The following is a 15,360-nucleotide window of genomic DNA, read 5'->3' as shown; positions in this document are numbered from 1 at the left end:
TGTCTTTATTTTCTTTTTCTTTGCCGTTAAGCTCAAATATTCTACCACTCAGTAATTTATATTGCCATTAAGTCAAAATACCCTATATTCAGATGAAAGGCTCGTTTATTATAGCGCCGAACTTATTATGCCTATAAATAAGTTCTTGCTTATTAACTTGAATTCAGCTGTTCGTTTTATTAAAAAAATTAATCAATCTGTAGCCACCTATCTTTATCGCTACAGATAAAGGAACTCTTATGAATATAAAGCCCTTTTTAAAGCATATTCCATGGCTTATTTTATCATTTATCGGTGCTTGTTGTTTAGCCGTTGTCGCACTCAGACGCGGTGAACAGATAAGTGCACTATGGATTATTGTTGCTGCCGTTTCTGTTTATTTGGTGGCATACCGTTATTACAGTTTATATATCGCCAACAAAGTGTTGCGACTTGATCCTAATCGCGCAACCCCCGCTGTTGTGAACAATGATGGTTTAAATTTTGTCCCAACCAATAAAAATGTGTTATTTGGCCATCATTTTGCGGCGATTGCCGGTGCCGGTCCATTAGTCGGTCCTGTTTTAGCGGCACAAATTGGTTATTTACCGGGCACGTTATGGCTACTCGCCGGGGTGGTTTTTGCCGGTGCGGTACAAGATTTTATGGTGCTATTTTTATCAACCCGTCGTAATGGAGCATCATTAGGCGAGATGATCAAAAAAGAGATGGGTCGTATTCCGGGTACCATTGCGCTATTTGGTTGTTTCCTGATTATGCTGATTATTCTGGCGGTGTTAGCCTTAATCGTGGTAAAAGCATTAGCAGAGAGCCCTTGGGGCGTCTTTACGGTTTGTTCAACCGTACCAATTGCCTTATTTATGGGCGTCTATATGCGTTATCTAAGACCGGGTCGTGTGGCTGAGGTCTCGGTGATTGGTATTGTGTTACTTGTTCTGGCCATCTGGTTTGGTGGTGTGATTGCTCACGATGCTTACTGGGGACCGGCTTTAACCTTCCAGGCAACCACCATTACTTATGTGTTAATTGGTTATTCAATCATTTCTGCAATGTTACCAGTTTGGCTTATCCTGGCGCCGCGTGACTATCTGGCCACCTTTCTAAAGATTGGTGTTATTGTTGGATTAGCGATTGGTATTGTCATTTTGAATCCGATCTTAAAAATGCCAGCGGTCACTGAATTCGTGAATGGCACCGGACCTGTCTGGAAAGGTGCTTTATTCCCATTCCTTTTTATCACGATTGCTTGTGGTGCGGTATCGGGTTTTCATGCCTTAATTGCATCAGGTACAACACCAAAATTGCTTGCCTTAGAAACAGATTCTCGTTTTATTGGTTATGGTGCCATGTTGATGGAGTCATTTGTTGCAATTATGGCGCTAGTCGCGGCTTCAATCATTGAGCCAGGCCTCTATTTTGCGATGAATACGCCACCATCGGCATTAGGTATTACTATGCCTGATTTACATAATTTAACCGATGCCGCTGCTGCACCGGCTATTTTAGAATCACTCAAAGAGGTCACCGCTGTTGCTGCGGCGAAAGTGAGTTCATGGGGATTTGTTATCTCGCCTGAAGAGATTTTACAGACAGCCAAAGATATTGGTGAAACCTCGGTATTAAATCGTGCGGGTGGTGCGCCAACCTTAGCGGTCGGTATTGCTCATGTGTTCCATCAAATTATTCCGGGCGCTGATATGGGCTTTTGGTATCACTTCGGAATTTTATTTGAAGCGCTATTTATTTTGACTGCATTAGATGCCGGTACGCGTTCGGGTCGCTTCATGCTGCAAGATCTATTGGGTAACTTTATCCCATTCTTAAAACGAACAGACTCAACGATTGCCGGTATCATTGGTACAGTTGGTTGTGTCGGTTTATGGGGTTACTTGCTTTATCAAGGTGTTGTTGATCCACTGGGCGGCGTCAAGAGCTTATGGCCACTATTCGGTATTTCAAACCAAATGTTAGCGGCAGTAGCACTCGTTCTGGCAACCGTCGTATTAATTAAGATGAAACGTGCACAGTACATTTGGGTCACAGTCATTCCGGCGATTTGGTTGCTGATTTGTACGACGTGGGCCCTGGGTCTTAAACTGTTTAGTAGTAATCCTGAGCTTGAGCCTTTCCTTTATATGGCAAATCTCTATAAAGACAAGGTTGCCGCTGGTGGACTGACTGCGCAGCAGAGTGCGGATATGAGCCATATTGTGATCAATAACTATACTAATGCGGGTTTGAGTGTCCTGTTCTTCATTATTGTTTATAGTATTATCTTCTATGGTATTCGAGTTGGCTTAAAGGCCAGAAAAAATCCAAAGCCGACGGCTGAAGAAGCGCCGTATGTGCCGGTGCCTGAAGGTGGCGTTAAAACCTCTTCAGTTCACTAATCTGAAAAAGCAAAAAGCCTAATATTAAATTAGGCTTTTTTTTTATTATCTATTTCATTGATATATATAATAATGATGACTATAGATTATCTTTAATCAGGCTCATGACGTCTTGCGATTTACCCTCTAATATGGCCTTGGCACTGTAGAGCGTCATACTGGCCACATTATCCATCGTAATCGTGGGTGGCATAATCAGTTCATTAGGGCTAGTGTAAACATTTAGCAGAGCAGGTCCATCGTGATGGAGGCACGCTTTTACCGCTTCTTCCAGCTCATCACTATCACTAATATTCTTAGCAAAAAATCCCATAGCCTGCGCCATCATCGCTAGATTACCATTGTGTAGATCAGTATAACGATTCACTAAACCTTCACCTTTCTGCTCTAGTTCAACAAAATTCAATGAGCCATTGTTGAGAACAAAGATTTTGATCGGTAATTTTTCTTGAACCGCCGTTAATAGATCACCTAACAACATGGTTAAACCCCCATCGCCTGACATTGCGATAACTTGCCTATCAGCAAAGGCTTTTTGCAAGCCGAGCGCTTGTGGCATCGCATTGGCCATGGTGCCGTGTTTTAAACTGATCAGTAATCGACGTTGACCATTTGTTTTCAAGTGTCGACATGCCCAAACCATCGCTGAACCGACATCAGCGGTAAAGAGCGCTTGCGCAGAGGCATAAGTATCGATTAAATCAATCAGATATTGAGGATGTATCGGTTTTTTAGGATCGGCAATCGCTTTCTTATCTAATTTGATCGTCACTTTTTGGTGCAGCTCTACATATTTATCTAGAAAGGTTGTATCCGTTCTTGGCGTTAATTTTGGTAATAGGGCTTTGAGGGTGGCTTTTATATCACCGACAGCGCCAAAATCAATCGGATGACGTAAACCTAATTGCATGGCGTCATGATCAATTTGAATAATCGTCGCTTTGTCTGGATAAAATTGTGACCAGGCAAAACCACAGCCTAACAGTAATAGGGTATCGCAATGTTTGATCATTTCAAACCCGGCTTTGGTCCCAAACATACCGGTCATACCGACGTTAAAAGGATTATTATACTCAACAAAATCCTTGGCCCTGGAGGTATGCGCAATCGGTGCATTGAGTAATTTCGCCAGCTCAATTAATTCATCATGTGCATCTTTACAGCCGATGCCAGCATAAATGCCAATTTTTTTTCCAGCAGCAATCAGCTCGATGATTTGAGCGATCTCATCATCATTCGGTCGCAAAATGGGTTTAGGTGCCCAGATCGGGTACACATGATCATCGGCGATTTCGGCTTTACTCATATCTGCAGGCAAAATGACGACTGCCACACCTCGCTTATTCAGGGCGGCCTGGGCTGCTTGTGTAAAAACGCGTCTTGCCTCCAGCGGATTATTGAGTTGTTGGCAAAATACCGAACAGTTTTTGTAGACATCTAAAAAATCAACTTCTTGCGGGAAATTGGTGCCAAGACTTGAGCTGGCCAGTTGGCTGGCAATCAGAATCACCGGTGCATTATTACGCTGAGCTTCATAAAGGCCATTAATAAAGTGTAAACTACCCGGACCACACGAACCGGCACAGGCGGTAAGCCGATCGGTCACAAAGGCTTCAGCGCCAGCCGCAAATGCGCCAGCCTCTTCATGACGCATATGTACCCAGTTGATATCACTTTGATAAATTGCTTCACTGACGAAATTAAGTGTATCACCCACAATACCATAGCAGTTTTTGACGCCAGCATTGGTTAACACTTCAACCAGGATGTCAGCCACTTTTTTGTTTTTAGACATAATGATCCTCACTTACCACAGCGTAGTTAATAGAAATGTTGATTAACACTTTTATTATGGTTAATTTTTACTGCGGTGACAAGGTAAGCCGTTAAAATTTAAACAATTATAACTGATAGCTGGCATCAATAAGGCACTTAGTATTGATGAGTTTAAAAGAATGATAAAGCGTCGCGAAAGTCGATATGTAAAAAAACGGATCAGAAGATCCGTTTTTTGCAGATGAATTCGTGAATTTAATTATGGCAAACAGGCAAGATATGGCCAATATGCTTAGAGTTCAAAATTACTCAGATCACTTTCATTAACTTCTGCATCAATTTGGCCGACTAAGTAAGAGCTCATTTCCGCTTCTTGCGGCGCCACTTGAACATTATCAGAGACTAGCCAGTTATTGATCCAAGGAATCGGATTTGAACGGGTTTCAAATGGTAGCGGTAGGCCAACGGCTTGCATACGAATGTTAGTGATATATTCCACATATTGACACAGGATTTCACGATTGAGGCCGATCATTGAACCACCCGAGAAGAGATAATCTGCCCACTCTTTCTCTTGATTGGCCGCTTTGACAAATAAGTCATAGGCTTCTTGTTCACAAGCCTTCGTAATTTCAGCCATTTCCGGATCATCTTCGCCACTGCGCAGGGTATTGACCATAAACTGTGTACCGGTTAAATGTAGGGCTTCATCACGCGCAATCAGTTTAATAATTTTGGCGTTACCTTCCATCAGTTCGCGCTCAGCAAAGGCAAACGAGCAGGCAAAACTCACATAGAATCGAATCGCTTCCAGCGCATTCACACTCATTAAACATAAATAGAGTTTCTTCTTAAGTTCACGTCTATCCACCGTGATCTCTTTGCCATTAATAGTATGGATACCATAACCAAAAAGATGGTAATAGTTAGCATAACAGATTAGATCATCATAATAACTGGCGATATCGGTGGCCCGTTTTTTGATCTCTGGATTATTCATAATATCATCGAAAATAATCGAAGGATCGTTGACAATATTACGAATGATATGCGTATAAGAGCGCGAGTGAATTGTCTCAGAAAATGACCAGGTTTCAACCCAAGTCTCTAGCTCAGGAATCGAAATTAAAGGTAACAGCGCCACATTTGGGCTGCGGCCTTGAATTGAGTCAAGCAGTGTTTGATATTTTAGATTACTGATAAAGATATGTTTTTCATGTTCAGGTAGCGCCTGATAGTCGATACGATCTTTCGAAATATCGACCTCTTCAGGGCGCCAAAAGAAAGAGAGTTGTTTCTCAATTAATTTCTCAAACAGCTCATATTTTTGCTGATCATAACGGGCGACATTAACAGGTTGCCCCAAAAACATCGGTTCTTTTAATTGATTATTATGTTTTTGAGAGAAGATGGTATATGTATTACTCATTGATGTTATTCCTAAATACAGACATGATAAATATGCCATATTAATGACGGCGATAGCGTTAAAAACGGATCTCTGATGATCCGTTTTTAATTCAGTGAAACGGATTAGATTTTACATGCACCGCCTTCACAGCCATCATCAGTTGGCGTGCTAATATCGGATTGATTATCATCAGCACCATCGCGAGTATTATGATAATAAATCGTTTTAAGACCATATTTATAGGCCGTTAATAGATCAGCTAACAGTTGCTTCATCGGAACTTTATCATTGGCAAATTTAGTCGGATCATAATTGGTATTGGCCGAGATAGATTGATCAACAAATTTTTGCATGATGCCGACCAGTTGTAAATAACCGGTATTATTTGGCATCTGCCATAGTAGCTCATAGAAGCCTTTGAGATTCTCATACTCAGGCACAACCTGACGCAAAATACCATCTTTTGAGGCTTTTACACTGACATACCCACGTGGCGGCTCAATGCCATTGGTCGCATTGGATATCTGTGAAGAGGTTTCTGACGGCATCAACGCGGAAAGCGTTGAGTTACGCAGACCATGTGTCTTGATCGATTGACGTAGTGCCTCCCAATCAAGGTGGAGTGGTTCACGCGTTAAGCCATCCACTTCTTTTTTATAGTTATCGATAGGTAAAATACCCTCAGCGTAACGTGTCTCTTTAAATAATGGGCAAGCACCTTGCTCTTTAGCTAACTTATTTGATGCTTTTAATAAATAGTATTGAATCGCTTCAAAAGTACGATGGGTCAGACCATTCGCACTACCATCAGAGTAACGAACGCCATTTTTTGCCAGATAGTAGGCATAGTTAATCACACCAATCCCTAACGTACGTCGGTTAAGCGATGAATTACGTGCCGCAGGAATTGGATAATCCTGATAATCTAATAATGAATCGAGTGCGCGGACGGCTAAATCTGCGAGTGACTCAAGATCGCTGAGGTTCTCGATAGCGCCTAAATTGAAGGCTGAAAGAGTACAAAGCGCGATTTCACCATTCTCATCATTAATATTGTAAAGCGGTTTGGTCGGTAGCGCAATTTCCATACAGAGGTTAGATTGTCTGACGGGGGCAACCAGTGGATTAAATGGACTATGCGTATTACAGTGATCGACATTTTGAATGTAGATTCGACCCGTTGACGCGCGCTCTTGCATCAACAGTGAAAATAGTTCAATGGCTTTGACTTCGCGTTTACGAATAGAGATATCATTTTCATACTGTACGTAAAGGCGTTCAAACTCATCTTGATCAGCAAAAAATGCTTCATAGAGTCCTGGGACATCTGAAGGACTAAACAGGGTTATCTGCTCATTTTTAATCAGACGTTGATACATCAGTTTGTTTATCTGCACACCATAATCTAAATGTCTGACGCGGTTCTCTTCAATACCACGGTTATTACGTAAAACCAGTAAACTTTCGACTTCCAGATGCCATAAAGGATAGAAAACCGTTGCTGCACCGCCGCGAACACCACCTTGTGAGCAAGATTTAACGGCTGTTTGAAAGTATTTATAAAATGGAATACAGCCAGTGTGGAAGGCTTCACCTCCGCGGATAGGACTGCCTAAGGCGCGCAGACGGCCGGCATTGATACCGATACCTGCACGCTGAGAAACATATTTAACGATTGAGCTTGCCGTCGCATTAATTGAATCAAGGCTATCATCACATTCGATTAATACACACGAGCTAAATTGGCGTGTCGGTGTGCGTACACCAGCCATAATTGGCGTCGGCAGCGAAATTTTAAAGGTTGAAATAGCATCATAGAAACGTTTGACGTAATCTAAACGGTGATGTTTTGGATAGTTAGCAAATAAGCAGGCGGCAACTAGAATATATAAGAACTGAGCGCTCTCATAGATCTGACCGGTCACGCGATTTTGTACCAGATATTTTCCTTCCAGCTGTTTAACTGCGGCATAGGAGAAGGTCATATCGCGCCAGTGATCGATAAAGCCGTCCATCTCAATAAAATCTTGTTCACTGTAATCAGCCAATAAATGTTTATCATATCGACCGGACTCTACCATTCTTTTGACGTGGTCATAGAGCTTGGGTGGGGTAAACTGATTATAGGCTTTTTTACGCAGATGAAAAATGGCTAGTCTTGCTGCCATATATTGATAGTCTGGGCTGTCTTGCGAAATAAGATCGGCGGCGGCTCGAATGATGGTTTCGTGAATATCCGCTGTTTTTATACCATCATAAAATTGAATATGAGAACGCAGCTCAACTTGTGAAACCGAGACATTCTCTAAGCCTTCGGCAGCCCATGTAATAACTCGATGAATTTTATCCAGATTGATTGTTTCTTTACTTCCATCGCGTTTAGTCACCAATATTGATTGATTCATTGGGGGTAATCCTTTTATTTTATTTATCTGCGCAGATCCTAATGAAATTTTGCCAATAGATACAATATATAGTTCCTATTAATTATATAGGCACTATATATTGTGTAATTAGCATGCCGTATTAACTACCTGTAGTGTTTTATTGTCAAGAATATTTTTAAATTTTGCTGACGAAATGCAGGAAAAATAAACTGATCTTAAATTGAGATCAAGTAGACAAGCTATCCGCCAAATGTATTGTTAAGCTCATCTCAAATGGATTGATTTTAATTACTGGCACGAATGAGTAGCAGCGCAGATTCAATGTCTTTTGATTGTGAGGATGGATACTTTTTCAAGCTATGGCTCAGTTAATATATCACCGAACATGAGACAACCAGATACGAGGTTAACACGCGTGCCGTTTTGGTCATCATGAAAATTGAGCCTATCAAGCTCAATTTTCAGTCCATTATTAAATATCGGAAGGTTACTGACGATAAGTTTCTAAAAATTGAGCAAATCGTCCCAGTGCCGTTTCTAATTCACCCGTATAAGGGAGCGCAACGATTCTGACATGGTCTGGCTTATGCCAGTTAAACCCACTACCTTGCACCAATAACACTTTTTGCTGTAGCAAGAAATCAAGTACCAGCTTTTGATCATTGTGTAAGTTGAACTTCTTCACGTCTAGTTTTGGAAATAGGTAGAGTGCACCTTTTGGTTTTACACAAGATACACCCGGAATATCGTTAAGTAATTTCCAGGCCAGATGACATTGATCGTATAAGCGCCCACCCGGTTTAATAAATTCATTAATACTTTGATATCCGCCTAATGCCGTTTGAATACCATGCTGCATCGGTACATTGGCACATAAGCGCATGGAGGCTAACATATTCAGGCCTTCAATATAACCTTTAACATGTTTTTTCGGACCACTCAAGACCATCCAGCCTTGTCTAAATCCGGCGACTCGATAGGTTTTAGAGAGTCCACCGAAGGTCACAATAAACAGGTCCTCCGCTAAACCGGCAATCGGGTGGTGAACGGCGCCATCATATAAAATCTTGTCATAGATCTCATCGGAAAAAATGATCAGATTATGTTCACGGGCGATTTGCGCGATTTGAAGTAAAATATCCTTACTATAAACAGCACCAGTGGGATTATTAGGATTGATTAAGACGATCGCTTTGGTTCTTGAGGTGATTTTTTTGCGAATATCGTCAAGATCAGGGAACCAGTCGGCTTCCTCGTCACAAAGATAATGAACGGGCGTTCCGCCAGACAGTGTCGCTGCCGCAGTCCAAAGAGGATAGTCTGGCATCGGGATTAAAATTTCATCACCAGTATTCACTAGCGCTTGCATTGATTGAACAATTAGTTCAGAGACACCATTACCGATATAAATATCTTCAACCGCGATGCTCATAATACCTAGTGACTGATAATACTGCATAATCGCTTTACGCGCAGAAAATAGTCCTTTCGAATCACAATACCCTTGCGATGTAGGTAGGTTACGGATAATGTCGACCACAATTTCATCGGGCGCTTCAAAGCCAAAAGGTGCCGGATTACCAATATTGAGCTTGAGAATTTTTTGGCCTTCATCTTCAAGACGTTTAGCATGATCGAGAATTGGGCCGCGGATGTCATAACAGACGTGTTCTAATTTATTCGATTTTTCAATATTAAACATGAATGAGTAGCTCTTTTTATGATAAGTATATTAATAATTATTTGTTGATAATCTAATCTACTCCTATTACGATGATTTTTGAAGATGTTATTATCAACAATCAGAAAAATTTCTGTATATCGTAATGGAGCTTAACATGAAAACCATTCTTACCGTCATTGGCAAAGATAAAACCGGTATTATAGCTGGGATCAGTCAAAAATTGTTTGCACTCAATATCAATATATTAGATGTGTCGCAAACTATCATGGGTGACTATTTTACGATGATTATGCTGCTTGATCTTTCGCAGATTACAACCTCTTTTGAAGAAACTAAAGCTGAATTGGTGCAAACCGGGGAAAAATTAAAAGTGAAGGTGAATATTCAGCGAGAGGAAATTTTCGATGCGATGCATCGTCTGTAATCTTGAATAATATTGAAATAAGATAAATTAAATTAAATTAAATGATGGATTGATGCGTGTTTGAGTGATTTTGGGCGCCTCGTATTAATGATGATGATTATGACTAGATAAAGGTTATTTACAATGGAAACGAGACAGATTCTTGAAACAATCAAAATGATCGAGGAAGAAAAGCTCGATATTAGAACAATTACTATGGGTATATCGCTACTTGATTGTATTGATAGCGATGGTGTTAAGGCCCGTCAGAAAATTTATAACAAAATAACGCGTTTAGCCAAAGATTTAGTCAAAGTAGGCGAAGAGATTACCTCAGAATTTGGTATCCCTATTATTAATAAACGCATTTCAGTCACGCCAATTGCGTTAATTGCCGGTGCCAGCGATGATAAAGATTATGTTGAATTTGCTAAAACACTGGATGCAGCGGCTAAAACCGTAGGCGTAAACTTTATTGGTGGTTTTTCTGCGTTAGTTCAGAAGGGCTATCATAAAGGTGATGAAATTCTGATTGATTCAATTCCCAGGGCACTGGCAGAAACAGAGCGTGTTTGTGCCTCAGTCAATATTGGTTCGACGCAGACAGGTATCAACATGGATGCCGTGAGAAAGATGGGCGAAGTGATTAAAGCCTCTGCTGAATTAACCAAAGATAATCAAAGTATGGGCTGTGCCAAGTTGGTTGTCTTTGCCAATGCGGTTGAAGATAACCCTTTTATGGCGGGTGCATTCCATGGTGTGGGTGAAGCTGACTGTGTGATTAATGTCGGCGTCAGTGGCCCTGGGGTTGTTAAACGTGCGCTGGAAAAAGTGAAAGGTGAGTCTTTTGACATGGTCGCTGAAGTGATTAAGAAAACCGCCTTTAAAATTACGCGGATGGGCCAGCTTGTCGGACATGAAGCGTCAACCCGGTTAGGGGTTAAATTTGGTATCGTCGATCTCTCATTAGCGCCGACCCCAGCAATTGGTGATTCTGTTGCGCATATTCTTGAGGAGATGGGGCTCGAAGTGGTCGGCACGCATGGTACGACAGCGGCACTGGCGATGCTCAATGATGCGGTGAAAAAAGGTGGCGTGATGGCCTGTGGCCATGTCGGTGGGCTGAGTGGTGCTTTCATTCCGGTTTCAGAAGATGCGGGAATGATTGATGCAGTTAATAAAGGCGCATTAAATTTAGAAAAACTGGAAGCGATGACCTGTGTCTGTTCGGTCGGACTGGATATGGTGGCGATTCCTGGTGATACTAGCGCGGCAACGATTTCAGCTATTATTGCAGATGAGGCCGCGATTGGGGTGATTAATCATAAAACCACGGCGGTGCGAATAATTCCCGCTGTCGGGATGAAGGTTGGCGATAATGTTGAGTTTGGCGGATTATTAGGTCATGCACCAATTATGCCGGTTAATCCATTTAATTCCGACGCCTTTATTGCACGCGGTGGCCGTATTCCGGCACCAATTCACTCTTTTAAAAACTAATGATATACCAATAATCTGATTTTTAACCGATTATTGGCCAAGATGAATGTTGATTTTCACTTAAGGAACATAGGTATGAACGAAACGCGCCAGCTGGGTAATAGTAATTCAGGCAATAAAATTAAGCCAATTTATCTTATTTTTATTGCCGTGATTGTGATTTTAGGTGGGATGTTTTTTAGCAGTTATAACACCAGCCAAACTTATGATGAAAAAGTCATTGCCTCTTGGTCTGAAGTGGTCAATCAATATCAGCGCCGGGCTGATCTGGTGCCCAATTTAGTCAATACCGTCAAAGGCTATACCAATCATGAAAAAGAGGTCTTAACTGATGTCACCAACGCCAGAGCGCGTGTTGGATCAATTCAAGTCAATATCGATCAGCTTTCCGATCCGCAGGTGATTAAGCAATTTCAGGAGGCACAACAACAATTGAGTTCGGCATTAAGTCGTTTAATTGCGGTGAGTGAAAACTATCCCGATTTAAAAGCCAGTACGCTGTATAGTGATCTGATGACACAACTTGAAGGAACTGAAAATCGCATTACCGTCGCTCGTGGTCGATATATTGCGACAATTCAGGAATATAATAGCTATATTCGCCGATTTCCTGGTGTGTTAGTCGCTAAATTAATGGGTTATACACCTAAAGCGCAATTTACGGTTGCCAATGAACAAGCCATTTCAGTCGCACCAACAGTGAGTTTTGATAAATAGGCAGGAGGGTAAGATGTTGCGATTTATCACTCAATCGATATGCTGCCTGATACTCTTGTTGGGACAGATGGCTTATGCACAAATTCCTGTGCCAGTTTTGAATCAACGTATTACGGATTTGACGAATACTTTAATACCTTCACAGGTGAGTGAGTTAGCACAGCAAATTCAGCAGTTTGAACAACAGGATAAATCCGGTGCGCAAATTGCGATTTTGTTGGTACCCACTTTAGATGGCGAGAGTATTGAACAATTTGCTGAACGTGTTTTTGAGCAGTGGCGATTAGGTGCGGCGCAAAAGGATAATGGACTATTATTAGTTATCGCGAAGTCAGAACATAGCGTGCGACTAGAGGTTGGCTATGGACTTGAGGGTACCCTACCTGATCTACAAGCAGCGCGTATTATTCAGCAGGATATCATTCCGGCTTTTCGGCAGGATAATTATTATGCTGGCATATCTCAAGCCTTAACGACTATCATCAAAAGATTAACGGGTGAGCTGGCGACAGTCCCCTTTGTCGATAATACTGGTAATAATGAGTTAGGAGATGTTTCTGCTGATTCTCCAGGTTCATCTTTAATGATGTTTGGTTTCTTTTCACTTTTTGTCTGTCATTTACTTATCAAGATGTTGCCTTGGTCCTGGACCAAGAGATCAACGGGAAGATTAAATTTAGCCTCAGGCGGATTAAATGGTCTTGTTATCGGTCTGTTCGCTTTTTTGACTGACTATTCTGCGCTTGGCAGCCTTAAACTCAGTTTTATCGGTTTTGTCGTGAGTACCATTCTGTTAGGTTTTTTATACGCAAAATCGGGCAGTTCTGGTCGCGGTGGCGGCCGGTTTGGTGGCGGATTTGGTTCGGGACGAGGTGGAGGTTTTAGTTCTGGTGGCTTCTCTGGCGGCGGCGGTCGCAGCGGTGGTGGTGGTGCTTCTGGTCGTTGGTAATTAATAATGTTATTCAGCGTTTCAACGCATCCCTCTCAGCGGTCACGGTGAGGGGGATTTTGTATTTAGCTAGGTGAGTTATCTATCATAACCAATAAACGAATTTGTAATGTCGCTTTGTTAAACTGTGCAAAGGCTGACCCAGTGTAATCTCTCTGTGAGCAGAAGCGTATTATTTAAGGTATGTTGAGATTTCAAGTACTTGTTGTTTTAGGTTATCAATGCCCCACGGTGCAAACACCCATCGAACCGGCTCAAGGTAGATAATTTGTGTTCCTCTCAACTTGGTCAGTGAACTGTGGGTATCGTTCGATTGATTCGTCGCTTTGTCAACATCGACAATAAATAGCAGGTCAGTTGGATGTTGTTCAAAGTACTGGTTATCAAGAATAACGGGTGTGTTCTTATTCAATTGAGCAGTTTCTAAAGATGTGGGTTTGGCCTCGGATGCATTTTTTACCCGTTTCACACCCAGTAGTTCATGAATAAAAGCAGCCTGAATGCTATTCTCGGCAAGGATTAATTGACCATGCTCATAGCGTGCTACTGTTGCTGTCAATGATGATAGCTTTGCTTTTTGATTCACATCAGTTATTTGTGTGTTGAGCTGATTTAAATACTCTTTAGCTAGCATTGGTTTTTGTGTCAAAATTGCGAGTAAGTTGATGTTATGCTCAATTGACTGGCGATAGTGCTGCGTATCGATATTCAACGATAAGACCGGTGCAATCTTTGCGAGCGAATGATATACATCAGCCGTGATGTCACCCGTAATAATTAAATCCGCTTGGTTCTCTTTTATCAGCTCGAGATTGGGATGATCAAATTGATCTATCGAGAGATAAGGACTATTTTTATAAATCGTTAAATAAGTTGGTAGATTTGATTGTGGTAACGCGATAATTTTTTTGCCAGCCCCCAATGAGTCAAGTGTATCTAGCGCACTGATATCCATGACGATAATCTTTTTTGGGGCGGAGCGTAATGTAACGGTGGTTTTTTTGTCTGGCGATTTGACTTTTATTTTACTCGAACAGCCGGATAGTATTGATATGCTAAAAATAAACAAAAAAAGAGTAAATATGGCTGATTTTTTTATTATCATAAAACGTTCATATCCAAAGTATAATGAGTCTTATCGATTAGCTATGTTGACATCCTATCAGCCGTTTGTGATTTATTCTAGCAAAAAGGTGAATTTTAATCCGGCAATAGTGTGATGCTAAGCATTGCGCTTTTCTTGAAAAAGAGTATAATTCTTTGGCTTTTTATACACTCAGATTGCTTCATTAATCTTGAAGAGCGGAGTGAAGGCAAATTATTAAATTTTAAGAGGAAGTTATGGTAACTATTCGTTTAGCTCGTGGCGGCTCTAAAAAGCGTCCATTCTATCAAGTGGTTGTCACTGATAGTCGTAATCCACGTGATGGTCGTTTTATTGAACGTGTTGGCTTTTTTAACCCAGTAGCACAGGGTAAAGCAGAAGAATTACGTTTAGATCTTGATCGTGTAAATCATTGGCTTGGTTTAGGTGCAACGGTTTCTGACCGTGTTGGCGCATTAGTTAAACAAGCACAAAAATCAGCTTAATTGTTGTTGAGTCAAATGAAAATGAATAAACCTGAGAATCTGATTATTGTGGGTAAGTTCGGTTCTTGCTTCGGTATTCGGGGATGGCTTAGGATTTTTTCATTTACAGAAGATCCTGAAAGTATTTTCACTTATCAACCTTGGTATATCCAACGTGCCGGTGAGTGGCAAACGATTGAGCTTGAAGCCTATAAGCCACATAGTAACGATACCATTGTCAAAATGGCGGGTATTGATGATCGAGACGAAGCCAACGCGCTCACCAATATTGAAATATTTGTGAATGCAGATTTATTACCTGAACTGGTTGAAGGTGATTTTTATTGGAAAGACTTGATTGGATGTCGCGTAATCACTACATCTGGTTATGATCTAGGTCAGGTCACTGAACTGATGGAAACGGGATCGAATGATGTGTTGGTGGTGAAAGCCAATTTAAAAGATGCTTTTGGTGCAAAAGAGCGATTACTGCCTTTTGTTGAACAAGAAGTGATTAAAAATATTGATCTCACAACCAAAGTGATTGAAGTTGATTGGGATCCGGCCTTTTAAA

The 15,360-nt window shown here is 41.3% G+C and carries 12 protein-coding genes; 7 read left to right on the top strand and 5 right to left on the bottom strand.

Annotation, left to right across the window (positions count from 1 at the left end; translation table 11 throughout):
* The first annotated feature begins 239 nt into the window (after positions 1-239).
* Positions 240-2,390 (top strand): carbon starvation CstA family protein, encoded by a 2,151-nt coding sequence (locus RHO15_10255; GenBank protein WVD63830.1) that lies wholly within the window; start codon positions 240-242, stop codon positions 2,388-2,390.
* 79 nt (positions 2,391-2,469) lie between these two features.
* Here the strand turns inward: RHO15_10255 and RHO15_10250 are convergent, their stop codons facing one another.
* The 4 genes from RHO15_10250 to RHO15_10235 form a co-directional block, all read right to left on the bottom strand.
* Positions 2,470-4,185, bottom strand: coding sequence for a thiamine pyrophosphate-binding protein (locus RHO15_10250; protein WVD63829.1), 1,716 nt, complete (start codon positions 4,183-4,185; stop codon positions 2,470-2,472).
* A gap of 273 nt (positions 4,186-4,458) precedes the next feature.
* Entirely contained in the window at positions 4,459-5,595 is a 1,137-nt protein-coding gene (gene nrdB, locus RHO15_10245; GenBank protein ID WVD63828.1) for a class Ia ribonucleoside-diphosphate reductase subunit beta, read from the bottom strand.
* A gap of 104 nt (positions 5,596-5,699) precedes the next feature.
* Complete coding sequence (gene nrdA, locus RHO15_10240) at positions 5,700-7,982, bottom strand: class 1a ribonucleoside-diphosphate reductase subunit alpha (GenBank protein WVD63827.1); 2,283 nt, start codon at positions 7,980-7,982, stop codon at positions 5,700-5,702.
* 469 nt (positions 7,983-8,451) lie between these two features.
* Entirely contained in the window at positions 8,452-9,666 is a 1,215-nt protein-coding gene (locus RHO15_10235; protein WVD63826.1) for a pyridoxal phosphate-dependent aminotransferase, read from the bottom strand.
* A gap of 136 nt (positions 9,667-9,802) precedes the next feature.
* Between RHO15_10235 and RHO15_10230 the strand changes: the two genes are divergently transcribed.
* The 4 genes from RHO15_10230 (at position 9,803) to RHO15_10215 (ending at position 13,217) form a co-directional block, all read left to right on the top strand.
* On the top strand, positions 9,803-10,072 hold the full coding sequence (locus tag RHO15_10230) for an ACT domain-containing protein (protein WVD63825.1): 270 nt from the start codon (positions 9,803-9,805) through the stop codon (positions 10,070-10,072).
* A gap of 123 nt (positions 10,073-10,195) precedes the next feature.
* Positions 10,196-11,551: a PFL family protein gene (locus RHO15_10225; GenBank protein WVD63824.1), complete on the top strand. Its 1,356-nt coding sequence runs from the start codon at positions 10,196-10,198 to the stop codon at positions 11,549-11,551.
* Between the two features lie 75 nt (positions 11,552-11,626).
* Positions 11,627-12,268 (top strand): LemA family protein, encoded by a 642-nt coding sequence (locus tag RHO15_10220; GenBank protein ID WVD63823.1) that lies wholly within the window; start codon positions 11,627-11,629, stop codon positions 12,266-12,268.
* 13 nt (positions 12,269-12,281) lie between these two features.
* Positions 12,282-13,217 (top strand): TPM domain-containing protein, encoded by a 936-nt coding sequence (locus tag RHO15_10215; GenBank protein ID WVD63822.1) that lies wholly within the window; start codon positions 12,282-12,284, stop codon positions 13,215-13,217.
* A gap of 172 nt (positions 13,218-13,389) precedes the next feature.
* Here RHO15_10215 and RHO15_10210 read toward each other — a convergent pair whose 3' ends face one another.
* The gene (locus RHO15_10210) at positions 13,390-14,172 is read right to left on the bottom strand and encodes an ABC transporter substrate-binding protein (protein ID WVD63821.1); all 783 of its coding nucleotides are present in this window, start codon (positions 14,170-14,172) and stop codon (positions 13,390-13,392) included.
* A 386-nt stretch (positions 14,173-14,558) separates the two neighbouring features.
* Here RHO15_10210 and rpsP point away from each other — a divergent pair, with 386 nt between their 5' ends.
* Together rpsP and rimM are read left to right on the top strand one after the other, a co-directional pair.
* Positions 14,559-14,807, top strand: coding sequence for a 30S ribosomal protein S16 (gene rpsP / locus RHO15_10205; GenBank protein WVD63820.1), 249 nt, complete (start codon positions 14,559-14,561; stop codon positions 14,805-14,807).
* Positions 14,808-14,822: 15 nt separating this feature from the next.
* Positions 14,823-15,359, top strand: a complete 537-nt coding sequence (rimM, locus tag RHO15_10200; protein WVD63819.1) for a ribosome maturation factor RimM — start codon at positions 14,823-14,825, stop codon at positions 15,357-15,359.
* Position 15,360 lies beyond the last annotated feature (1 nt).

This window comes from Orbaceae bacterium lpD01 (assembly GCA_036251705.1).
GTDB lineage: Bacteria > Pseudomonadota > Gammaproteobacteria > Enterobacterales > Orbaceae > Utexia > Utexia brackfieldae.
This window is presented reverse-complemented; position numbering and strand designations above follow the sequence as displayed.

Excerpts from the sequence above, each read along its gene's own strand:
- RHO15_10225 (WVD63824.1), top strand. The coding sequence starts at position 10,196 with ATGGAAACGAGACAGATTCTTGAAACAATCAAAATGATCGAGGAAGAA.
- RHO15_10230 (WVD63825.1), top strand. The coding sequence starts at position 9,803 with ATGAAAACCATTCTTACCGTCATTGGCAAAGATAAAACCGGTATTATA.
- RHO15_10215 (WVD63822.1), top strand. The coding sequence starts at position 12,282 with ATGTTGCGATTTATCACTCAATCGATATGCTGCCTGATACTCTTGTTG.
- rimM (WVD63819.1), top strand. The coding sequence starts at position 14,823 with ATGAAAATGAATAAACCTGAGAATCTGATTATTGTGGGTAAGTTCGGT.
- nrdB (WVD63828.1), bottom strand. The coding sequence starts at position 5,595 with ATGAGTAATACATATACCATCTTCTCTCAAAAACATAATAATCAATTA.
- RHO15_10220 (WVD63823.1), top strand. The coding sequence starts at position 11,627 with ATGAACGAAACGCGCCAGCTGGGTAATAGTAATTCAGGCAATAAAATT.
- RHO15_10235 (WVD63826.1), bottom strand. The coding sequence starts at position 9,666 with ATGTTTAATATTGAAAAATCGAATAAATTAGAACACGTCTGTTATGAC.
- nrdA (WVD63827.1), bottom strand. The coding sequence starts at position 7,982 with ATGAATCAATCAATATTGGTGACTAAACGCGATGGAAGTAAAGAAACA.
- RHO15_10210 (WVD63821.1), bottom strand. The coding sequence starts at position 14,172 with ATGGATATCAGTGCGCTAGATACACTTGACTCATTGGGGGCTGGCAAA.
- RHO15_10250 (WVD63829.1), bottom strand. The coding sequence starts at position 4,185 with ATGTCTAAAAACAAAAAAGTGGCTGACATCCTGGTTGAAGTGTTAACC.
- rpsP (WVD63820.1), top strand. The coding sequence starts at position 14,559 with ATGGTAACTATTCGTTTAGCTCGTGGCGGCTCTAAAAAGCGTCCATTC.
- RHO15_10255 (WVD63830.1), top strand. The coding sequence starts at position 240 with ATGAATATAAAGCCCTTTTTAAAGCATATTCCATGGCTTATTTTATCA.